This is a genomic window from Deltaproteobacteria bacterium (assembly GCA_009692615.1).
Taxonomy (GTDB): Bacteria; Desulfobacterota; Binatia; order UBA9968; family UBA9968; genus DP-20.
In genome coordinates this window covers 1-21,744 of sequence record SHYW01000088.1, presented here as the reverse complement: position 1 = coordinate 21,744, position 21,744 = coordinate 1, and the positions used below count along the sequence as shown (strand labels likewise).

Below are 21,744 nucleotides of genomic sequence, written 5' to 3'. Positions count from 1 at the left end.
GACGCACACACTTGGCCTATATCGAACCAACTCCAACAAGGTGGGGTTCCGCTATGGCCAGGTTTCTAACTTACGACCTCAACCCAACGCACTACCCTGACATAATCGCGTTGCTGTTAACATGACATATTGACGTTGCCACGACAGCTTTTATTCAAAATTCGCAGTTGAATACTGTGATGAATGCCAATGACAGAGCCAAAACCGTGCCATCTTTGGGTGGTTCGAATTACTGCCGAAAGTCGGTCAAACGAAGGAGTTTAAGCGGCGGCGCGGGTTTCACGGTAGCGCTGATTGGGCAACCGGAGGCGACAAAAAGTTGTACGGCTGTCAAGTTGATGCCGGTTTTGGCACACGTCCGGAGTTCAACTTAAAATAATTGAGGTTTGCAGGCACAGGGCGGATCGGCTATTTTGGGGTCGTGGCTAACGGCGAGAAAATACCCAACATCGTCTTGGGGGTGAGCGGCGGGATCGCTTGCTACAAAGCGGTGGAGCTGGTGCGCTTGCTGGTCAATTCGGGGTTTCGGGTGCAAGTGATCATGACGCGCGGCGCGATGGAATTTGTCACGCCGCTGACATTTCAAACCCTTTCCGGTAATCCCGTGGCCAGCGAAACTTTCAACCTCACCCAAGAATCCGAGATCGGCCATATCAATTTGGCCGATAGCGCCGATCTGTTCGTGATCGCGCCGGCGACCGCCAACATTATCGGCAAGATCGCCAACGGCATCGCCGACGATTTATTGACGACGGTGCTGATGGCGACCCAAGCGCCGGTGCTGATCGCGCCGGCGATGAACATTCACATGTACGACAATCCGGCGCTGCAGGAAAATCTCCGTAAGCTGCGCGGCTTCGGATATCATCTACTGGAACCGGCGGAAGGGTTTCTCGCCTGCGGTTACGAAGGCAAAGGACGCTTACCCGATCCGGAGAAGATCGCCGAGGAGATTCATCGGCTGCTAAGAAAGCCCGACTTGGCCGGTGAGCGCTTTTTGATCAGCGCCGGACCCAATCGTGAAGCGCTCGATCCGGTGCGTTACATTTCCAATCGCTCGTCGGGAAAAATGGGCTACGCCTTGGCGCGCGCCGCGCTGCGCCGTGGCGCCGAAGTTACGCTGGTAACCGGGCCGACGGCGTTGGAACCGCCGGCGGGCGCGCGCACCATCGCGGTTACTTCAGCGGCGCAAATGCGCGACGCGGTGGTCAAAGAGTTTGCCGCGTGCAGCGCGGTGATCATGGCGGCGGCGGTTTCCGATTACCGCCCGGTGCTGAGCGCTGATAAGAAGATCAAGCGCGGTAAAGGTAACATCGAAATCACTCTCGAGCCCAACCCCGACATTCTCAAAGAGCTCGGCCAGATGAAAAATGGCAAAGTGTTGATCGGCTTCGCCGCCGAGACCGAAGATCTCGCGGCCAACGCGGCGAAAAAACTGCGCGAGAAAAATCTCGACATGATCGTCGCCAACAACGTCAGCGAAGCCGGCAGCGGTTTCGACGGCGACACCAACATCGCGACGATTCTCGATTGCAAAGACGCGGTCCACGCGCTGCCGCTGATGAGCAAAGACGATCTCGCCGACCGTATCCTCGATCGCTTTCTCGCGTTTAAAAATCAATCGTGATCCGTTTTCTCGGATTCGGATATTTAACCGCAAAGAGCGCAAAGGGCGCAAAATAAATCTCAAGAAAATCCGACCGTAGGGGCGAAAGATTTTTCGCCCCTACAATCTACAGCCGTTCGCTCAATTCGCCGAGCATGATTGCGATTGCTTCGGGTGAGTGACGAGTGTTACGATCCAGCCGTGAAAGGGGTGTGGCAATGGCGGATAGCAACGACGCGGCGGAGTTAAATGCCATCGCGGTTTCGCTCAAGCGTCATCTCCAATCATGCCAGCGCGCCGGCATCGCTTTTTTACCGAAGGGCGACGCGCCAGTGATAGCTCCGATGGCCAAAAAAGAAATTAAGACAGCACCAGTCGTAAGAGAATCGCACACTGAAGGGGCCGACTACACGCGTGCCGAGAGTCTCGAAGAGCTGCGCGCCGCCATCGGCGACTGCCGGCTCTGCAAGCTTTGCGCTGGACGCACCAACTTGGTTTTCGGCGTCGGCAATCCCAACGCCAAGTTAATGTTTGTCGGCGAAGGGCCGGGCCGCGACGAGGATCTCAAAGGCGAGCCGTTCGTTGGCCGAGCCGGCCAGCTGCTCACCGACATCATCACCAAAGGCATGGGGCTCAAGCGGGAAGACGTCTACATTTGCAACGTGGTCAAATGCCGTCCGCCGGAAAATCGCAATCCCGAGCCCGATGAAGTGGCGGCCTGCGAGCCGTTTCTCAAAAAACAAATCGACTTGGTGCGCCCGGCGGTGATCGTCGGTCTGGGCAAATTCGCGGTGCAGACTTTGCTGCAAAGCACGGTGACGATCAGCAAATTGCGCGGCAATTGGCACAGCTATCATGGCATCAAGTTGATGCCGACGTTTCATCCGGCTTATCTGCTGCGCAATCCCGCGGATAAGAAATTAGTTTGGGAAGACATCAAGCAAGTGATCAAAGAGTTGAACGGTGAAAACACTTAGAGTCATTTCTCTCATTGCGCTGTTCGCCGCCGGTCTCGCCGCCTTGGCGCAATCGAAGGACGCAGCCTCGCCGCATGTCGATTTGATTTCCATCGACGGCAGTATCAATCCGGCGGTGGACGATTTCATCCGCGAAGGGATCGCCAGGGCGAAGGCCGAGGGCGCGGCGGCGCTGATCATTCAAATGGACACGCCGGGCGGTTTGCTCAACTCCACCCGTACCATCGTCAAGGAAATGCTCGGCGCGCCCGTGCCGGTGATGGTTTGGGTCGGGCCGAGCGGCGCCGGCGCCGGTTCCGCCGGGGTCTTTATCACCATGGCGGCGCATATCGCGGCGATGGCGCCGGGCACCAACATCGGCGCGGCTCATCCGGTGGCCGGCGGCGGCCAGGAAATCAAAGGCGTGATGGCCGAGAAGATCGAAAACTTCGCCGCGTCGTTCAGCGAAAGCATCGCGCAGAAGCGCGGCCGCAACGCCGAGTGGGCGATCCAAGCCGTGCGCAAAAGCGTGGCGATCACCGAGACCGAAGCGCTCAAGAAGAACGTCATCGACATCATCGCCAAGGACATCGACGATCTGCTCAAACAGGCGGACGGACGAAGCGTCGATCTCGACGGCCGTAAGCACACGCTGGCGGTTAAAGATCTGCGCGTGGTGCGTCATGAGATGAGCCTCAAGCAGAAAGTATTGAACGCCATCGCCGATCCGAACATCGCTTATCTGTTGATGATGGCGGGGATTCTTGGGCTTTACATGGAGTTCGCCCATCCCGGCGTGATTTTCCCCGGCGTGGCCGGGGCGATTTGTTTGTTGCTGGCGTTCGCCTCGTTGCAGCTCTTGCCGATCAATTATACCGGTCTCGCCTTGGTCCTGCTCGGTGTCGCGCTCTTGGTGGGCGAAGCGTTCGTGCCGAGTTTCGGCGTGTTAGGCGTCGGCGGGATGATTGCGCTGGCGCTCGGATCGTTGTTGCTCTTCGATACTCCGACTTCCGATTTTGGCGTCGACCGCGCGATCGTTTTCACCGCGGTGGGCACCCTCGGCAGCTTTGTCCTGGCGGTGAGCTATTTTGTCTTTCGCTCCCAACGTGCCAAGCCGACCCTCGGCATGGCGGCTCTGATCGGGGAAATCGGTGAAGTGCGCGAAACCTTGGCGCCGCGAGGAAAAATATTTGTTCATGGCGAAACTTGGACGGCGGAGGCGGAAGTTTCTGTCGATGTTGGCGAGAAGGTGCGCGTCATCGATTACGCCGGCATGTGTTTAAAAGTAACCCGCGCAACGGACAGCGAGAGAAAATAGGAGGTAGCGAAATGTTTGACTTTGGTCCACCTGTAACGTTTTTGGTGATCGTCATTGCTCTGATCATTAGCGGTATCAAGATTCTCAAAGAGTATGAACGGGCGGTGGTGTTTAGGCTTGGGCGCATGGTCGGCGCGCGCGGGCCGGGCATGGTCTATGTCATTCCCGGCATCGAAAAAATGGTCAAGATGGACATGCGCACGGTGACCATGGATATTCCGCCGCAAGATGTCATCACCCGCGATAACGTCTCGGTGAAGGTCAACGCGGTGCTCTACTTTCGCGTCCTCGATCCCAACAAAGCGGTGCTCGAAGTGGAGAATTATCTTTTCGCCACCTCGCAACTCGCCCAGGTGACCTTGCGCAGCGTGTGCGGCCAGGGCGAGCTCGACGATCTCTTGTCCGAGCGCGAAAAGATCAACAGCCGCATCCAAGATATTTTAGACAAGCAGACCGACCCGTGGGGTATCAAAGTCGTCTTGGTGGAATTGAAGCATATCGATCTGCCCCAGGAGATGCAGCGAGCGATGGCCAAGCAGGCCGAAGCCGAGCGCGAGCGGCGCGCCAAGGTGATTCACGCCGAGGGTGAGTTTCAAGCTTCGGAGAAGCTCGCCGATGCCGCCGGGGTCATGGCGGTACAACCGATGGCGTTGCAGCTTCGTTATCTTCAAAGTTTGGTCGAGATTTCTTCCGAAAAAAACTCAACGATTATTTTTCCCATACCGATCGATCTGCTGACGCCGTTCTTGAAGAAAGACACTTAATCCTAGATAAATCTCTCACCGATCGACAGTTTCCGTAGGGGTGCAGCATGCTGCGCCCCTTTTTGTCAGCAATGAATCTCGAAGAATTCAATTACCAGCTGCCCGACTCGCTGATCGCGGCTTATCCCAGCCGAGAGCGCGAAGGCTCGCGCTTGTTGGTGATCCGGCGCGCGACGGGCGAGATCGTTCACAGCATGTTCGCCAAGCTCGAAGAGTTTCTCGATGCGGGTGATTTACTGGTGCTCAACGACACCAAAGTTTTTCCAGCGCGGCTGAGCGGCAGCAAAGACAGCGGCGGCAAAGTCGAAGTGTTGTTGCTCGAACGCTTCGCCGATGAAAGGCGCAGCCTTTGGTTGGCATTCATCCACGCCGCTAAGAAGCCGCAGGTCGGCAACTTGCTCAAGTTTGGCGTGAAGATGACGGCGGAAGTGATCGGCGATCTCGGCCGCGGCCGTTTCGGCTTGGAGTTTCATCACGACGGTGATTTCAGCGCGCAGTTAGAAGCCCTCGGCGAACCGCCGCTGCCGCCCTATGTGCGGCGCACGCGGGCGACGGCGGCGCTGGACCGCGAGCGCTATCAAACGGTGTACGCGGCGCATCCCGGCGCGATTGCAGCGCCGACGGCGGGTTTTCATTTCACCCCTGAGTTGTTCGCGAGTTTGCAAGCGAAAGGAATCGACCGCGCGTTGTTGACCCTCCATGTCGGCGCCGGTACCTTTCAGCCGGTGCGCGTCGAGGAAATCGAAAACCATCGCATGGAAGGCGAGCGCTACGCGCTCGACGCGCCCACCGCGGCAAAAATTAATTCGACGAAAGCCGCCGGCGGTCGCATCGTCGCCGTCGGCTCGACGAGCACGCGCACCCTGGAATGGATCGCACGGCAAAAAGGCCAGGTGGAAGCCGACGAAGGCATCGCCCGGCTTTACCTGCGGCCCGGCGATCGCTTTCGCGTGCTCGACGCGCTGATCACCAATTTTCATCTGCCCGGCTCGACGCCGCTGATTCTGGTCGCCGCGTTCGCCGGCTTGGATTTAATTCGGCGCGCATACCGAGAAGCGATCGAGCGGCAGTATCGATTTTATAGTTATGGCGATGCGATGCTCATTTTATAAATTTTGGATTTTCGATTTTTGATTTTGGATTGGAGGATTAGGATATGGCAAAGATATTTCGGACTGCAACTCGGTGGCTTCGATCCAATAATCCAAAATGGATTCGGATCGTCGCCATCGGAGTCGCATTCGCGTTGTGTGGGGCTGTGGCTCAGGCACAGCAGGCAGGGAAAATTTTCCGCATAGGTTTCCTGGATGGAGGCACTGCTGCTGGTATGGCGGGCCATTTGAAGGCGTTCCTGCAAGAGCTGAGCAAGCTTGGATGGATTGAGGGAAAGAATTTCACCATCGAGTACCGGTTCTCGGAGGGAAAGCGTGAGCGCCGACCTGTGCTTGCGGCGGAGTTGGTCCGTTTAAAGGTCGATCTGATCGTGGTCACAGGGACGGCAGCGGCGCGGGATGCGAAGAAAGCGACTGGTACCATCCCAATTCTGATGGTGAACCCCGGGGATCCCGTGGGTGAAGGTCTGGTTGCCAGTTTGGCGCGGACGGGAGGCAATGTCACCGGTTTCTCGAGTTTGGCAAATGAACTAAACACGAAACGGCTCGAGATACTCAAGGACGCGGTCCCCAAGCTCGCCCGCGTTGGACTTCTACGGACGGGGGGGGGGGCAACGACCAAATGAAAGAACTCAGGCCTGCGGCTTTGTACCTGAAGCTAAAATTGGAAGAGATCGAGACTCAACTCGACGCCAAAGGTTTAGAGAGCGCCTTTAAAACCGCCAAGCAGAAACAGGTGGGCGCGATTATGACGGTTACCACTGGCTTTATTTTCTCCGAAAGAAAGCGGATCATCGAGCTTGCCACAAAATACCGCTTGCCGGCTATTTACTTCTCGAAGGAGTTTGTCGATGAGGGCGGCCTCATGTTCTACGGGGCGGACTACGAAGATCTGTTCCGGAAGGCCGCCCACTACGTAGACAGAATCCTCAAAGGGACGAGGCCGGCTGATCTCCCCGTACAGCAGGCGACGAAGTTTGAATTCATCATTAGCCTTCCGGCGGCAAAACAGATTGGGATCACGCTTCCGTACGAGCTGCTGGCGCGGGCGAATGAAGTGAGAAAGTGAAGAAGGCAACATGTAAGGGTAGGGGCCGACCTGCGTGTCGGCCCTCCGAACGGGCGGACACGTAGGTCCGCCCCTACACGAATCCGACAAGCGGCCCCGCGGACTAAAATCGAAAATGGGTTGATGGGTAATCATTTCACTGTCATTAAGAAAGATTCAAACAGCAAAGCGCGTCTCGGTCGTTTGGTGACGGCACACGGCATTGTCGAGACGCCGTGCTTCATGCCGGTGGGGACCCAGGGGACGGTGAAGGCGGTGTTGCCGCGGGATTTGCGCGAGCTGGGCTGCCAGATTCTGCTCGGCAATACTTATCATCTCTATCTGCGGCCGGGACATGAGCCGATTCGCCGGCTCGGTGGACTGCACCGCTTCATGTCGTGGGACGGGCCGATTTTGACCGACAGTGGCGGCTATCAGGTTTTTAGTTTGGCGGCGATGCGCAAGATTTCCGAAGAGGGGGCGCGCTTTCAATCGCACTTGGATGGCTCGTCGCACTTGCTCACGCCGGAAAAAGCGGTGGAGATTCAAGAAGCTCTGGGCACCGATATCGCGATGATCTTGGACGAGTGCATTCCCCCTGACGCCAAGCGCGATTACGTCGAAAGTTCGACGGCGCGGACGCTGCGCTGGGCGGAGCGCTGCATCGAGGCGCGCACGCGCGCCGATCAGCTGATGTTCGGTATTATTCAAGGCGGGCTGTTCGAAGATTTGCGCCGCGGCTGTGTCGACGACATGACGCGATTGGACTTCGAGGGGTTCGCGGTCGGCGGGCTGGCGGTGGGCGAGAGCGTCGAGCAGCTCAACGCCATTTCCGCATTCACCGTCGAGCTTCTGCCCGAAGACAAGCCGCGCTATTTGATGGGTGTCGGGCGGCCGCAGGATATTCTCAACGCCGTGCGCGCCGGCTTCGATATGTTCGACTGCGTGATTCCGACTCGCAACGCGCGCAACGGCACCTTGTTCACTTGGCAAGGCAAGATCAACATCAAGCGCGCCGAATACGCCGAGGACAGCCGCCCGTTAGATGAATCGTGCGGCTGCTACTGCTGCCGCAACTTCTCGCGCGCCTATCTGCGCCACTTGTATAAGGCGGGTGAATTTCTCTCGGCCGAGCTTAATAGTTTGCACAATCTTTACTTTTATCATCGCCTCATGGATAAGTGTCGGGAAGCGATTCGTGAGGGTCGCCCGGAACTCTGGCCCGAGTGGCTGGAAGCCGACGCGGCGCCGTAAGTTAAGTATTTTGGGTTTTCCGGGTTTAGTGTGAAAGAGTATTCACCACGAAGGACACGAAGAGCACGAAGTTCGGAATAATAATTTTCCGAAACCTTCGTGTCCTTCGTGCCTTCGTGGTGAAAACATCTTCATAGTAAACTCCGAGGAACCATAAATTTCAGGAGGATTCATGATCGATCTTGCATACGCCCAAGGCGCGCCGGGGACCGGCGGTCCCGGCGCGATAATGACGATATTCCCGTTCGTGATTATTTTCGCCATCATGTATTTCATGGTGATTCGGCCCCAGCAGAAAAAAGCCAAAGAGCATGGCGAGCTGCTCAAAAAACTGAAAAAGAACGACGAGGTGATGACCTCCGGGGGGATTTACGGTAAGGTGGTCGACTTGAAGGATGCCGTGGTGACGATCGAAGTCGCGCCCAACGTGCGCATCCGAGTTGCCCGCGCGCAGATCGGCACCGCCTTCGTTGCCGAAAAAGCACCGGTAAAAGAGGGAAAGGAATAGCAGCATGCGGCAGTCCGTCGTTACACGGCTCGTCTTGTTCGGTCTGGCGACTTTGGTCGCGGCGATTTTATTGTTGCCGACCTTCGTCACTTCGCTGCCCAGTTGGTGGAGTGCGGTGTTGCCGTCGGACAAGATTCACTTGGGGCTCGATCTCCAGGGCGGCAGCCATTTGGTCCTCGAAGTGAAGGTCGACAAGGCGGTGGAGAATCATGTCGAACGGATTCGCACCGAGTTGACCAATGCGCTGCGCGAAAAGAGCGTCGCCGGCGTCACCGTCGATCGGGTCGCCGGCAATCAAATTCAAATCAAAGCCGTCGCCGCCAGCGTCGAGCGCGTGCGCGGTATCTTGAAAAGCGATTTCGCCAATCTGGTCGAAGCCAAAAGCGGATTGGCCGGCGGCAGCGCGGATATTCTTCTTGGGCTCAGCAAAGACGATCTGCGTGCGACGCGCGATTACGCCATCGACCAGTCGTTGGAAACTATTCGCAACCGTATCGATCAATTCGGCGTCAGCGAGCCGATCATCCAGCGCCAGGGTCAGACCAATATTCTCATTCAGCTCCCCGGTATTCAGGATCCCGAGCGCGCTAAAGAGATCATCGGTAAAACCGCTCTGTTGGAATTCAAAGTCGTCGACGACAACGCCAACACCGAGGAAGCGGCGAAAAGCGGTGTGGCTCCTCCGGGGCGCGAACTGTTGTTCGGCCATGTCGGCAAGGGCGAAGGGGCGAGTACCGCTAAAGTGCCTTATGTGTTGGAGCCGAAAGCCTTGATGACCGGCGAATATATTCAAGACGCCCGGGTGCGACCGGGGGAGCAGCTGGAAGGCGCGTCGGTGGAATTGATTCTCAAGAGCGATGGCGCGCGAATTTTCGATCAGATCACCGCAGCCAACGTCAAACGACGCCTCGCCATCGTGCTCGACAACCGGGTTTATTCCGCGCCGGTGATTCGTGAACGGATCGGCGGCGGCCGGGCTTCGATCTCGGGCAGCTTCGACATCAAAGAAGCTAGGGATCTAGCGATCGTGCTGCGCGCCGGCGCGCTGCCGGCGCCGGTGGAGATCGCCGAAGAGCGCACCGTCGGGCCGTCCCTCGGCCAGGACTCGATCAATCAAGGCGTGATATCTTTTGTTGTCGGCGGCGTGCTGGTGATTATTTTCATGATCGCCTACTACAAGGGCGCCGGCTTGCTCGCCAATGTGGCGGTGATTTTCAATATTCTTTACATGGTGGCGATCCTGGCCGGTTTTCAAGCGGTGCTGACGCTGCCGGGCATCGCCGGCATCGTCCTGACCATCGGTATGGCCGTCGACGCCAACGTGCTGATCAACGAACGTATCCGCGAGGAGTTGCGCGCCGGGCGCGCCGTGCGCTCGGCCATCGAAGCGGGATATCAAAACGCTCTGCCGGCGATTCTCGATTCCAACATCACGACGTTTCTCTCCGGTGTGATTCTGTTTCAGTTTGGCACCGGACCGATCAAGGGCTTCGCCGTGACGCTGTGCGTCGGCATTTTCACGACGATTCTCACGGCGGTGTATTTGACGCGTATCTACTACGATTATCGCACCGGTGCGCGTAAGCTCGATCGCGTGAGCATCTAAAAGGACAATCATGGAACTCATCAAGCCGGGAACCACTATCCAGTTTACTCGCTATCGTAAGATCGCGATCATCCTTTCCAGCGCGGTCAACATCGCGGTGCTGGCCTTTCTGTTCATCAAAGGGCCGAACCTGGGCGTCGACTTCGCCGGCGGCACCATGGTGCAGCTCAAGTTTCAGCAGCGGGTCGCTATCCCCGACATCCGCGCGGTGCTCGACAAGGCGGGTCTGACGGGCGCGGTGATTCAGGACTTCGGCGAAGCTGCCGCCAATGAATATCTCGTGCGCTTGGAAAAAATCTCGGTGGAGCTCGGCGCCTTGGCTGAGCAAATCAAGAAAGGTTTGACCGCCGGCTTCGGCGCCGGCAAATTCGAGGTGCGGCGCATCGAGTCGGTGGGACCGAAGGTCGGCGAAGATTTGCGTTTTCGCGGCGCCATGTCGGTGATCGCCGCCACGGTGATGATGGGCGTGTATATCTGGGCGCGCTTCGCCTCGGCCTTCGGCGCGCGCATCGGTCTCAGCTTCGGTCTCGGCGCGGTGATCGCCCTGGCTCATGACGTGCTGATCACCATCGGCGCCTTGCTGGTGGCCAACTACGAGTTCGACCTGACCATCGTCGCGGCACTCCTAACGGTGGTCGGTTACTCGGTCAACGACACGGTGATCGTCTGCGACCGTATCCGTGAAAACATGCGCAAAGTGAAACGAGAGAGCATGGAAAGCATCATCAACATGAGCATCAACGAAACACTCAGCCGAACGATCATCACCGTCAGCACGGCGATCATGGTTTTGGTCGCGCTCTATCTGCTCGGCGGCGCGGTGATCCGCCCCTTCGCCTTCGCGCTATTGGTGGGATTTTTCTCCGGCGTCTACTCGACCATTTACATCGCCAGCCCGGTCATTCTTTTCTGGGACAAAGGCGTGGCGTCGCGGAATAAGTAAATGAATGCAGAATCCAGAAGGCAGAATTCAGAATGAGGATGGGGCCGGGACGATGAGCGAACAATATGTATTCTGCATTTTCATTCTGAATTACTTCCTTGATTAAATGCCAAGCGAACTCGCCAAACGCTGGGTTCTCAAACAAACCGACAACGACGTTGTCGCCAGCCACGCCAAGCAACTCAACCTTTCGCCACTCTTAGCGCGGATTCTCGCGCTGCGCGGTTTTGCCGACTTAGCCGCCGTCAAAACCTATCTTTCTTCGAGTTTACGCGACGACCTACCCTCGCCCTTCATCATGGCCGACATGGAGCCGGCGGTGGCGCGCATCGTCGCCGCGATCACGAACAAAGAACAGATCGGTATCTGGGGCGACTACGACGTCGACGGTACCACCGGCGCTTCGGTGTTGGTTTCCTTCTTGCGCGAGATCGGTGCTACGCCGATTTATCATGTGCCTCATCGCATCGAGGAAGGTTACGGTCTCAACGTCGACGGCCTGCGCAGTTTGAAAGAGCGCGGCGTCGATCTGCTGGTCACCGTCGACTGCGGTATTTCCAACGCTAAAGAAGTCGCCGCGGCCAACGGCTTCGGCCTCGACATCGTGATCGTCGATCATCACCAGCCGCCGCCGGAATTTCCGCCGGCCATCGCGGTCATCAATCCCCATCGCAAGGACTGTAACTTTCCCGACAAAAGTTTGTGCGCCGCCGGCTTGGCATTCTACTTGGTCATCGGATTGCGCGCTAAATTGCGCGATGTCGGCTGGTTCAAAGATTTGCCCGCGCCCGACATTCGCCATTTTCTCGACATCGTCACTCTGGGCACCATCGCCGACATGGTGCCGCTCAAGGGCGTCAACCGCACGCTGATCAAACGCGGCTTGTGCGAGTTAGCGACCTCGACGCGGCCCGGTGTGATCGCGCTCAAGCAGGTGGCGGGCATCGGTGCGGGCGAGGTAAGCGCGGGTCAGGTGGGGTTTCGCTTGGGGCCGCGCATCAACGCCGCGGGCCGGGTAGACTATGGCATCAAAGTGGTCGAGCTGCTGACCACCGAATCCGCAGACGTGGCCCAACGCATCGCCCAGGAATTGGAAGAGCATAACTTAGAGCGGCGCGCCATCGAAGCCCAAGTGCAAACCCAAGCGCTGGAGCAAGCCAGCGCGGCGATGAACGGCGCCGGGCGCCACTCGTTGGTGCTCGCCGGCGAAGGCTGGCATCCCGGCGTGCTCGGCATCGTCGCTTCGCGCATCGTCGAAAAATTTTATCGCCCGACGGTGGTGATCGGTTTCAACGACGGCGCCGGCAAAGGTTCGGCACGCAGCATCCGCGGCTTTCACATGGTCGAGGGCTTTCGCCGTTGCGCCGAGAATTTAGAAAAGTTCGGCGGCCACGAATACGCCGGCGGCTTGTCGATCAAACCGGAGCAGCTGCAAGCGTTCACCGATGCGTTTGAAGCGGCGGCGCGCGACACGCTTTCCGGAGAACAATTATTGCCGCGATTGGAAATCGACGCGGCATTGGAATTCAGCGACATCGGGTTAACGCTCATGCGCGAGCTCGAAATCATGGCGCCCTACGGCGTCGGCAATCCCGAACCGGTTTATGTCACGACTCAAGCCGAGGTCTGCGAGCGCAAAGTTTTTTCTGCCGGCGTGCGCTATCGCTTGCGCCAAGCCGGACGAACCGTCAGCGGCGTGATCTTCGGCGTCGGCGACGACTATCCCGGCCAGCCCGGCGAAACGGTTGACGTCGCCTATCGCTTGAGCGAGAACGAATGGAACGGTAACACTAGCGTTGAATTGAAGATCGCCGAGGTGCGCGTCGCCGCGATCGTTTCGAGTGCCGAGTTTCAGGTTTCGCGTTGAATCGCAGAGAAATTCTTTTGAGGAGAGTTCCATGGCAAATGGCAAATTAGCGACGGTGGTTGCGCTCGCGATGATATTGTTGGCGATGACTTTTAGTTCGACTTTCGCCGCTGAGGTCGGCGGCAAGCCGGAGAAAGCGGATGTGGTCGTCACTTATGCGCAGCCGAGCGGCGCGTTTACGCCGATCTGGGTCGCCCACGAAGCCGGCTTGTTCAAGAAATATGGCTTGAATGCCAATTTACAATTGCTCACGCCGCAGGTGTCGGCCCAGGCGGTGATTTCCGAGGAAGCGGATTTTTACACCGACGGCCCGGACTTGATCAACGCGCGTTTGCACGGCGGCCAGGTGAAGTATTTCGCCGGCACGATTCAGCAGCTGGTGTTTCAAATCTGGGCGGCGAAGGAAATCAAAACGATTCAAGACTTGAAAGGCAAAGCGATCGGCGTCAGCACACCGCGCGCCGCTCTCGATACCGCGATCCGCGAGACCCTCAAGAAAAATGGCATGGTGGCGGACAAAGACGTGCAAGTGCTCTACTTGCAATCCGTGCCGGCGATTCTAAGCGCGATTCTCGGCGGCAAAGTTTTGGCCGGCGGCCTGTCGGCGCCGAATACTGTAAAAGCGAAGGAAGCCGGCCTCAATCTGCTGGTCGACATCGGCAAGCTCAACATTCCGGCGTTTCAAGTCGCCTACGGCGCCACCGAGAAATTTCTTAAAAACAATCCCAACACGGTCTCGGCGTTTCTCAAAGCGATCGCCGAAGGCGTTGTGATGTCGCGCCAAGATCCGGCGGTGGCGAAAAAAGCGATCTCGAAATACGTCAAGATCGACGACGCGCCGACCATCGACGGCACGTACGAACAGTTCGCGCCCTATTGGGCGATGAGCCTGGCGGTGCGCCCGGAAGCGATCAAAGCCCAGTTCGACTACATCGACGAAAAAGAATTTCCCAAAGTGAAGAGCGCCGACCCGAAAGATTTTTACGACAACTCGTTCGTCGACGCGCTGACCAAGTCGGGGTTTCTGAAAAATCTCGGCATGAAATAGCCTGAATCTCACTCCTTTTCTCCTTTGGCGAGGCAGCCCTCGATGGCTACCATGATTGCTTCACGCTTGGTTGGTGAGTAGTAAGGAAATAACTCCCATGCGCGACGGTTTTAAGATTTACGATTCGGATACCCACTTGAGTCCCTCGGCGGAAACGCTGGAGCGCTATTTCGATGCGGCGATGCGCGCGCGCCTGCCGGAGTGGGAGAGTTGCAAGGTGCCGTTTCACGTCGGTTGGGCGGGGGAAATTCTCGAACCGCCATTTCGCCACCGTTATCGCTTCAAGACTAGAGATGGCTGGCGCGAGAAGCTGCGCATCCTGGGCGAAGCGGGGCCGCGGGATAAAGTTGAGCATCATTTCCCGACCTTTATGGGGAGCCGCTTCCCGACGCGCGGCGGAGCGGATGACGATGCTGACGCGCGTATTCGCGACATGGACGAAGAAGGCGTCGACGTTCAGCTGATGTTGCCGGGACTGCCGCCGGCGACAGACGATGTCGACATTGAAATCGGTTTCATCCGCGCCAACCACCGCTTCACCGAGGATTTTTGCCGCCAGCAGCCGCATCGGCTCAAGTCTTTGATCGTGGTCATCAGCCGAGCGATTAATGATTCCGTGCAAGAAATTAAAACCTGGGCGCGGGCGCCGTGGGCCGCGGGCATCCGTCCCAACCTGGCTGAAGGCATGCCCATCGACCACCCGAGTTTGGAACCGATCTGGGCGGCGGCCAACGACGCCGGGCTTTGCGTGACGCATCATAGTTTTACCGCCGGTTATCCCGGTTACCGCGATCTGTGGGACAATCCGTTCATCGGCCGCACCGCATCGCATCCGTGGGGCGCCATGCGCGCGCTGAGCGCATTCTTCGGCGCCGGCATCATGGATCGCTATCCCAACATTCGCTATTGCATACTCGAATCCGGCTTCGGCTGGCTACCGTTCTGGGCGGCGCGGATGGACGATCAATGCCAATACATGCCCTACGCTTTACCGAAAAATCTCGCTCACAAACCGAGCGAATACATGACCGGCGGACGTTTTTTCGCCAGCGTGGTGATCCACGAAGGCGAGAAGATGGCGCGCATGGTCGGCGATTTTCTTGGCGCCGGCGTGTTGATGTATTCGTCCGATTATCCCCACGCCGAATCGCGCTTTCCCGAGTCGACCGACAAGGTGTTGGGATGGAACTCCTTGGGCCGCGAAGTCTTGGGCAAGATGATGTGGGAGAACGCGGTGAAATGTTTTGGGGAGCCGTGATGGAATTCACATTCAACGTAAAGTTGACGTGGCCTTCGGTAGGGATCCTTCGGCTACGCCTCAGGATGACCTGACCTCAGTGCTCGTCGAGATCTTTCGCCTTCGCTCAGGATGATTTCACCGCAGCGGTAACTCGGTCGAGATCCTTCGTTTACACTCAGGATGAACTCACCTCAGTTTTTTCTGAGGTGAGTTCAATTGCAAATCATGAGGTGGCAGTCTTTCGGCAGTTTCTTCATCAACCCTTGGATCACGTGGCCGCGCAGCATGTGATAGAGAGCCGAGCGGCGCGAGGCGCCGATGAGCACGGTGTCGACATCGAGCGCCCGGGCGGCGTTGGCGATGGCGTCGGCGGCGTTGTGCGACACGGTCCAGATCGGAATCACTTCGATATTTTTTTCCCGCACCGCTTGCAGCGTCGAGCGCAGCGTTCTGAGGCCTTCCTCGTTGGGCGCGTGGGGCGTGTCGCCGCCAAACAGCCCCGGCCATTCTTCGACGTAAATGCAGTACAGCGCGGTTTCGCCTTTGCCTTTGGCGCGGGTGATGCCTTCCTGGACCAGCCGGGGACTTTCATCGCGCAGGGCGAGCAGCGTTGTTGAATGATAGAGAGGTTTGACGTCGACGGCTTCGGCGAGCGTGACTAGGCCTTCCAGTTCGTCTTCGGCGCGTCCTTCCGAAGCGCGGAAGGCCTGCGCCTGCAGGCGCTGGATCACCGGAATCTTGACCAACCAATTGACGAACCAGGAACGGCGCACGCCCACGGCTATGAGCATGCCGAGGATGGTCACGCCGCCGCCGAAGGCCGTGGCTAAATGTTTCTCGATGAGGTTGACGCCCCAAGCGACGATGATCATCGCTGTGGTCAGCGTGCCGATCCAGAAACCAAAGTCGCGCCGCCCCAGTTTCCAGCGGATGCGGTCGAGACTGAGCGATGAAAAAACAAAGGCGCCAAGCAAGCCGAAGGCGTACATGTCGCCGAGAATTTTCATCTCGCCGCGGCTCGCCAAGATAACCCCGATCGGAATGATGGTGGCGATGCCGACGGCGATGTGCGGCGTGTTGAAGGTGGCATTGCGCACGGCGATGATTTTCGGCAGAAAGTCGCTTCTCACCAGCGCGAGAAAGACATGGTAGGAGCCGATGATCGCGGTATTAGATGCGAACAGTAGTAGGCTCGACGCGGTGAGCACGACGGCGAGTTTTATGCCGACGCCGCCAACGATCATGCCTAATTCCGAGATGAACCTTTCACTTTCAGTGGCTTTGAGCTGCGCCGGCAAAAGACCGATGGAGAGTGCGGTAAGCACCGGCGAGGTGACCACCATGGTGATGATCACCGCCGCCATCGCCCAACGAGTCGTCCGCCGCAGCGGCAGCCGCATGGTCGGGCTCAGCTGGCTAATGCTCTCCAAGCCCGAGAAGGCGAGCCACGCCGAGGCGAAGCCGACCAGTAGATCGTAAGTAGTAATGCCATTGCCGGTGCCGAGCTTACCGATCACGCTATGCCATTGAGCCGCGTCCATGGTGACCACGGCGGCGCCGATGACGATCAGATTGACGACGAAGGAGGCGACCGCCATCACCAGCGAAGCCGCCGCGCTTTCGCGGATACCAACGACGTTCAGCGCCGCCAACACGCAGACACCGAGGCATGAGAGTACTAAGATGTGCGCGTCGATGGCGGGAAAAGCGCTGCCGATGTATTGAAATCCGGCGACCGTGGAAATCGCCGTGGTCAGAAAATAATCGACCGTGATCAGCATGCCGCCGAGACAGCCCCACAGCGGACCGAAGGCTTTGGTGGTGATCGTGACCACGCCGCCGCCTTCGGGATTGCGCCAGGATATTTCGACATATTTCAGTGCCAGTAGAATGAAGCCGCCGGTGGTCAGCAGGACGAAGAACGGCGTGGCATCCTGGACGTGGCCATACAAGATGCCGGGAACGTAGTAAACCGAAGTGCCGATGTCGCAGAAAACTACCGCCCAAGCCAAAAACCAGTTGAGTTGTCGCGTGTCTTTGGTCGGTTCCATGAAGCTCTTTGTAGCGAATTAGTTCGAAGAGAGAAACAGTATCTCGTTGTTTAGCGGGGCTCTTGCAATAGCAGCGCGGTTCGACTTATCATGCCCGTCAATAACCAGCCCACCTATGGCTCTACCTGCGCAATACTTTCAGAAGCTCGTCGAGAGTTGTCCTGATATAATTATTTCTGTCGATAAGCAAGGCACGATTACGTTCTACAACGATGGTGCGCGGGAAAATCTCGGTTTCTCTTACGAAGAAGTGTTGGGCAAGAACGTCTTGGAAATTTATCCCAGCCTCGAAGAAGCGCGCCGGGTGATGATGGCGATGCGCGCCGGCGAAGGCGAAGCCAAAGGGCGGATCACCAACTTCGAAACGGTTTTCAAAACTAAGAAAGGCGAAAAAATTCCAGTCGCGATCTCCGCGTCGATCACCTACGACGATCACGCCAACGAGATCGGTTCGATCGGTTTCGCCAAAGACATCCGCGCCATCCGCCGCCGCGACCAGCTCGTCACCCTCGGCGAGATCGCCGTTGGGCTGTCGCACGAAATCAACAATTCGCTCGAAGTACTGGTCAACCAGACCGAGATGCTGCGCCAGTTCGTCACGCGGGTGGCGAGCGACGAAGAGTTCATCGTCGAGACCGACCGGCTCGATTCGCTGGCCTCGCAGGTGAAGAAAATTCAGGATATCACCGGCCGTATCAGCCAGATGGCCGAAGAGGGCAAATACGGCACCAAGGAATATTTGAACGGCAGGATGATGACCGACCTGCGCGTCGACGATGCGCCGAAGCCCTGCGCACGGCCCAGTCCCAACGAGCAGTTTCCCCTGAGCGGTTTGAAAGTGCTGGTGGTTGACGACGACGCCAACATTTGCCAATCGCTCAAGGATCTGTTGGAAGCGGAGCAGTGCTGCATTGAGACCGCGGCGTCCGGTGTATACGCCATGGACTGGCTCGGGCGGCAGAGTTTCGATTTAGTCTTGAGCGATGTGGTCATGCCCGATATGGATGGCTACGAGCTGTATCAAACGGTCAAGAAAAACACGCCGAGCTTGCCGGTCGTTCTCATGACCGCGTTCAATTACGACAAAGACCACATTATCAAGCGCAGCTGCTTAGAAGGGCTCCAAGGTGTGATCTTCAAAAAGCCGGTGAATCCGGCGATGCTGAAAAAAGTTTTGCTACAGCAATGCCGCCCCGAACGCGCTACCGATAATACTTCCGCCAGTCGGTAAACCGATAACTTAAACCGTGAATAAAGAAGATAGCTACAACTTAGGCATGGAGCTATTCGCCCAAGATAAATTGGACGAGGCGGTGAAAGCCTATCTCCACGCTCTTGACGAAGATCCCAACTACGCCGACGCGCTGCATGCGTTGGCGATGACCTACGCCCATCAAGAAAAAATCGACCAGGCGATCGAAACCGGCAAGCGTTTGATCGAAGCGGCGCCCGAAGACGAGCTAGCCTACACTAGTTTATCGATTTTCTATCAGCAGAAGGGGTTGATCGCCGAAGCCGAGGCCGTCGCGGCGAAAGCGCGCACCTTGGGTTGGAAGCGCCAATTGAGCGAAAGCAAAGCGCCGGGCAAGGGTTAGTTTTCGCAGACGACCGTCTTCATTCCTTCTCGACTTCATCGCCTAATAATGGTTCCCGATTCAGCGCCGCGCCGCGGGCCAATCCATGCTTGAAGTTTAGCTTCGGACTGGATAGTAGTTGAACCGTACGGGCCGCTGAGCGCGCCGCGGATTTCACTCGAACCATGATGACCCTTGCCGCAGACCCAATCGAAAAGCTCGTGAAGCTGCTCGCCGATGATCAACGGGTCGACGAACGCGTGCGCGCCACCCAAGCCGCGCTGGCGCTGGCTAAGAGGCGCGTGTCGGAAGCGCTGGCGCAGCAATATATGGCGAGCGGCGACCCGCGCGTTCCACTCCCGGAGGATCTGATGAAAGAAGAACAATCCTACGAGCGTTTGCTGTAAGCTTTGCAGGAAATGAAGACAGAGATCGCCAAACAGATTCGCCCGGTGGAACAGCAAATCATCCAGGCGAACGTCGATCACCTGCGCCAATCCTTCAGCCAAGAAAGCCGCCGGCTGAGCAAATGTTTGGAGGAAATCGACGACAACGTTCTCGCCTGCCGGCAGTACTTGCAGGATTATGAGCGGATTCGTTCGAGCCTGGCAATGCTCAATGAAAAACTTGTCCAGCTCGGCGTCGAAACCATCGCCGTGCCCAACGGTCTGGCGACCACCGACCTCGGCGAGATCGTGCGCCAACGCATCGATCATCTACGCTTGCAGGGGAAAATCTAACTCCGCTTCACATTTCGTGGCTCGATTTAGCCTGGCGCAGTTGCGACTGAACAAGCGTAACCTGCGCGACTAAGCCGATTGTCAAAACGCCACAGATTCCCACGGTCCAGGGCGCGCCGAGCCAAGTCGCCATCAAGCCAAACGGAAAACTGCCCATCGGACCGAGGCCGCGGTTGATGAGTCCAAACATCGACATGATCCGGCCGCGATTGTTTTCGTCTGTGTGCATTTGCAGCAGCGTCGCCACCGACGACAGGAATGTGGTTTGAAAGCCGCCGGCGACGAACAGAAAAACTAAAGACAGCAGAAAAATTTTCGAACTGGCAAAGAGCAGGATCGAAGCGCCAAAGCCGGCGGCCAAGCCGAATAGCAGCAAATGGGGCCGCGGCAAGCGGCGCGCGGATGCGAGCGTCAGCCCGCCCAGGATCGCGCCGGCGCCCGGCGCCATTAACAAGATGCCGAGTCCTGGCGCGCCAACATTGTGAATGTCACGGGCAAACACCGGCATGAATTGCGTATAAGGCTTGGTGCAAAAACTGACGATGGCGAGGACCGTTAACAGCGCGACGAAGATCGGCGTGTTCCAAGCGACGCTGAAGCCGTCGACCATGTCGCGGGTCAATGAAGTTTTCGGCGCGGCGCGGGCGCTCGGCGCAATGTGAATCAAAAAGATCGTCAGCAGCACGAGCAGATTGCCGATGGTGGCGACGAAGAAACAGCCTTTGGTGTCGATCCAGGGAATCAACATGCCGCCGATGGATGGACCGAAAAGCATGGAGCCGTTGAACACCATTTGATAGAGCGTCACCGCATTGGCGAGATCGTCGCGCGGCACCAGATGATGGAGAATCGATTGGCGCACCGGCTGTTCGAATGAGACCAGCAGGCCGGTGACGGCGGAGACCATCAATAGATGCCACACGCGGATCAATTCCAAGTGATGCATGACGCCGAGAAACAGCGCCATTAAGAAGAATGCGCTTTGGGTGATGATGAAAATGGCCTTGCGGTCGCCGCGGTCAACCACCGCGCCGCCGAAGGCGGAGAACAGCACGCGCGGCAAGCCGAGACACAACCCTTCAAGTCCTAAATAATAAGGCGAATCGGTCAACTGAAAAATCAACCAACTCTGGGCCGTGGTTTGGATCAGCGTGCCGGTGTGGCCGAGCAGCAAGCCCATCCAGTAAATGAAGTAGTCGCGGTGGCGAAAGGCGCGGAAGGTGTTGGCGAAGAGCATTCTTTAACAGCAAAGCACAAAACCCGAAGCACGAAATTCGAAACAAATTCAAAATGATGATAAACGCAAAATCCCAAACAAACACCATTCGGAGTCGAGGTTTCGGATTCCCGAATTTGAACTCATTCGGCCCGCGTTCGTTTCGGATTTAGTGCTTCGAATTTCGTGCTTTCCAGTAAAGTGGTGGTCCCAACGGGAATCGAACTCGAACCGATCAAAAACGACGACGGCGGCGAAGATTCTGATGTTATTGATATTTCAAAGCTAAAGAAGGTTCAAGGGTGAAACGCACTCTCCCGAAAAGTCCCGCGTTTTACCCGTCAATTCCCGCAAAAACCGGAACGGTTCCGGTTCACGAATCACAACTGAAGCGGTGACGGAACTTCCATGAAACGTGACACTGGCAACTTGTCAGCGCGGCAACGGCTGGCGCTTCCGATCATAGCGGCGGAGCCGACGATTGACGGCGCGGCGGACAAGATTGGTGTCACCCGAAAGACTGTTTACGAGTGGTTGAAGCAGGAATCTTTCAAGCAAGCGTTGGAAGTCGCGCGCAGGGATTATGTCGAAAGCGCTTTTCGCACCTTGCGGCTGGCGGCGAAGCGGGCGGCGGAGAAAATCGTCAAGCACGTAGACTGCTCCGACGAGAGAATCAGTCTCAGGGCGGCCGAGGACATTATCGAATTTACCCAGAAGGCGCTTGAGCATGAAGATTTGGAGAAACGCATCGGGGCTCTTGAGGAGATCATCAAGCAGAAAAAAGGAAGGTGATCATGGGAAACATTGAGCGCAGACTAGCGCGGCTTGAGGGTCAACAGGGGGCCTGCAATCATCGTTCGCCGGTGATCCTGGCAAATCCCACGGATGAAGAA

General features: G+C 57.3%; 21 protein-coding genes. 19 read left to right on the top strand and 2 right to left on the bottom strand.

Translation table 11 applies throughout. The features are described from left to right. The first annotated feature begins 421 nt into the window (after positions 1 to 421). The 14 genes from coaBC (at position 422) to EXR70_18585 (ending at position 15,288) form a co-directional block, all read left to right on the top strand. Entirely contained in the window at positions 422 to 1,627 is a 1,206-nt protein-coding gene (gene coaBC / locus EXR70_18650) for a bifunctional phosphopantothenoylcysteine decarboxylase/phosphopantothenate--cysteine ligase CoaBC (protein MSP40515.1), read from the top strand. Between the two features lie 197 nt (positions 1,628 to 1,824). After that, a complete protein-coding gene (locus EXR70_18645; GenBank protein ID MSP40514.1) occupies positions 1,825 to 2,583 on the top strand; it encodes a uracil-DNA glycosylase in 759 nt (252 codons plus the stop codon). After that, positions 2,570 to 3,880, top strand: a complete 1,311-nt coding sequence (locus tag EXR70_18640; GenBank protein ID MSP40513.1) for a nodulation protein NfeD — start codon at positions 2,570 to 2,572, stop codon at positions 3,878 to 3,880. Before EXR70_18645 ends, EXR70_18640 begins: the two co-directional genes overlap by 14 nt. Positions 3,881 to 3,891: 11 nt before the next feature. After that, positions 3,892 to 4,644 (top strand): slipin family protein, encoded by a 753-nt coding sequence (locus EXR70_18635; GenBank protein MSP40512.1) that lies wholly within the window; start codon positions 3,892 to 3,894, stop codon positions 4,642 to 4,644. A gap of 71 nt (positions 4,645 to 4,715) precedes the next feature. Beyond that, positions 4,716 to 5,756 (top strand): tRNA preQ1(34) S-adenosylmethionine ribosyltransferase-isomerase QueA, encoded by a 1,041-nt coding sequence (gene queA, locus EXR70_18630; protein ID MSP40511.1) that lies wholly within the window; start codon positions 4,716 to 4,718, stop codon positions 5,754 to 5,756. Positions 5,757 to 5,800: 44 nt separating this feature from the next. Continuing rightward, a complete protein-coding gene (locus tag EXR70_18625; protein MSP40510.1) occupies positions 5,801 to 6,382 on the top strand; it encodes a hypothetical protein in 582 nt (193 codons plus the stop codon). After that, entirely contained in the window at positions 6,379 to 6,825 is a 447-nt protein-coding gene (locus EXR70_18620) for a hypothetical protein (protein ID MSP40509.1), read from the top strand. Before EXR70_18625 ends, EXR70_18620 begins: the two co-directional genes overlap by 4 nt. Before the next feature lie 123 nt (positions 6,826 to 6,948). Then, positions 6,949 to 8,058: a tRNA guanosine(34) transglycosylase Tgt gene (locus EXR70_18615; protein MSP40508.1), complete on the top strand. Its 1,110-nt coding sequence runs from the start codon at positions 6,949 to 6,951 to the stop codon at positions 8,056 to 8,058. Between the two features lie 172 nt (positions 8,059 to 8,230). Then, positions 8,231 to 8,566 (top strand): preprotein translocase subunit YajC, encoded by a 336-nt coding sequence (gene yajC / locus EXR70_18610; protein ID MSP40507.1) that lies wholly within the window; start codon positions 8,231 to 8,233, stop codon positions 8,564 to 8,566. Positions 8,567 to 8,570: 4 nt separating this feature from the next. After that, positions 8,571 to 10,172, top strand: a complete 1,602-nt coding sequence (gene secD / locus EXR70_18605) for a protein translocase subunit SecD (GenBank protein ID MSP40506.1) — start codon at positions 8,571 to 8,573, stop codon at positions 10,170 to 10,172. A 10-nt stretch (positions 10,173 to 10,182) separates the two neighbouring features. Further along, positions 10,183 to 11,115, top strand: a complete 933-nt coding sequence (gene secF, locus EXR70_18600) for a protein translocase subunit SecF (protein MSP40505.1) — start codon at positions 10,183 to 10,185, stop codon at positions 11,113 to 11,115. A 106-nt stretch (positions 11,116 to 11,221) separates the two neighbouring features. Further along, complete coding sequence (gene recJ / locus EXR70_18595) at positions 11,222 to 12,982, top strand: single-stranded-DNA-specific exonuclease RecJ (protein ID MSP40504.1); 1,761 nt, start codon at positions 11,222 to 11,224, stop codon at positions 12,980 to 12,982. Between the two features lie 31 nt (positions 12,983 to 13,013). After that, positions 13,014 to 14,030 carry an ABC transporter substrate-binding protein gene (locus EXR70_18590; protein MSP40503.1) on the top strand — a complete coding sequence of 339 codons (1,017 nt, stop codon included), beginning with the start codon at positions 13,014 to 13,016 and terminating at the stop codon, positions 14,028 to 14,030. Positions 14,031 to 14,127: 97 nt separating this feature from the next. Further along, complete coding sequence (locus EXR70_18585; protein ID MSP40502.1) at positions 14,128 to 15,288, top strand: hypothetical protein; 1,161 nt, start codon at positions 14,128 to 14,130, stop codon at positions 15,286 to 15,288. Positions 15,289 to 15,482: 194 nt separating this feature from the next. On the opposite strand, the gene EXR70_18580 is transcribed toward EXR70_18585, so the two are convergent. Next, positions 15,483 to 17,321 carry a universal stress protein gene (locus tag EXR70_18580; protein MSP40501.1) on the bottom strand — a complete coding sequence of 613 codons (1,839 nt, stop codon included), beginning with the start codon at positions 17,319 to 17,321 and terminating at the stop codon, positions 15,483 to 15,485. A gap of 115 nt (positions 17,322 to 17,436) precedes the next feature. On the opposite strand from EXR70_18580, the gene EXR70_18575 reads away from it, so the two are divergent. From EXR70_18575 to EXR70_18560, 4 genes are all read left to right on the top strand, one after another. After that, positions 17,437 to 18,552 carry a response regulator gene (locus EXR70_18575; protein MSP40500.1) on the top strand — a complete coding sequence of 372 codons (1,116 nt, stop codon included), beginning with the start codon at positions 17,437 to 17,439 and terminating at the stop codon, positions 18,550 to 18,552. Between the two features lie 16 nt (positions 18,553 to 18,568). Next, positions 18,569 to 18,916 (top strand): tetratricopeptide repeat protein, encoded by a 348-nt coding sequence (locus EXR70_18570; GenBank protein MSP40499.1) that lies wholly within the window; start codon positions 18,569 to 18,571, stop codon positions 18,914 to 18,916. A 164-nt stretch (positions 18,917 to 19,080) separates the two neighbouring features. Next, on the top strand, positions 19,081 to 19,302 hold the full coding sequence (locus tag EXR70_18565) for a hypothetical protein (protein MSP40498.1): 222 nt from the start codon (positions 19,081 to 19,083) through the stop codon (positions 19,300 to 19,302). A 12-nt stretch (positions 19,303 to 19,314) separates the two neighbouring features. Further along, positions 19,315 to 19,635, top strand: a complete 321-nt coding sequence (locus EXR70_18560; GenBank protein ID MSP40497.1) for a hypothetical protein — start codon at positions 19,315 to 19,317, stop codon at positions 19,633 to 19,635. A 7-nt stretch (positions 19,636 to 19,642) separates the two neighbouring features. On the opposite strand, the gene EXR70_18555 is transcribed toward EXR70_18560, so the two are convergent. Next, the gene (locus EXR70_18555; GenBank protein ID MSP40496.1) at positions 19,643 to 20,872 is read right to left on the bottom strand and encodes an MFS transporter; all 1,230 of its coding nucleotides are present in this window, start codon (positions 20,870 to 20,872) and stop codon (positions 19,643 to 19,645) included. Between the two features lie 387 nt (positions 20,873 to 21,259). Between EXR70_18555 and EXR70_18550 the strand changes: the two genes are divergently transcribed. Then, complete coding sequence (locus EXR70_18550) at positions 21,260 to 21,643, top strand: hypothetical protein (protein ID MSP40495.1); 384 nt, start codon at positions 21,260 to 21,262, stop codon at positions 21,641 to 21,643. The last annotated feature ends 101 nt before the right edge of the window (positions 21,644 to 21,744 follow it).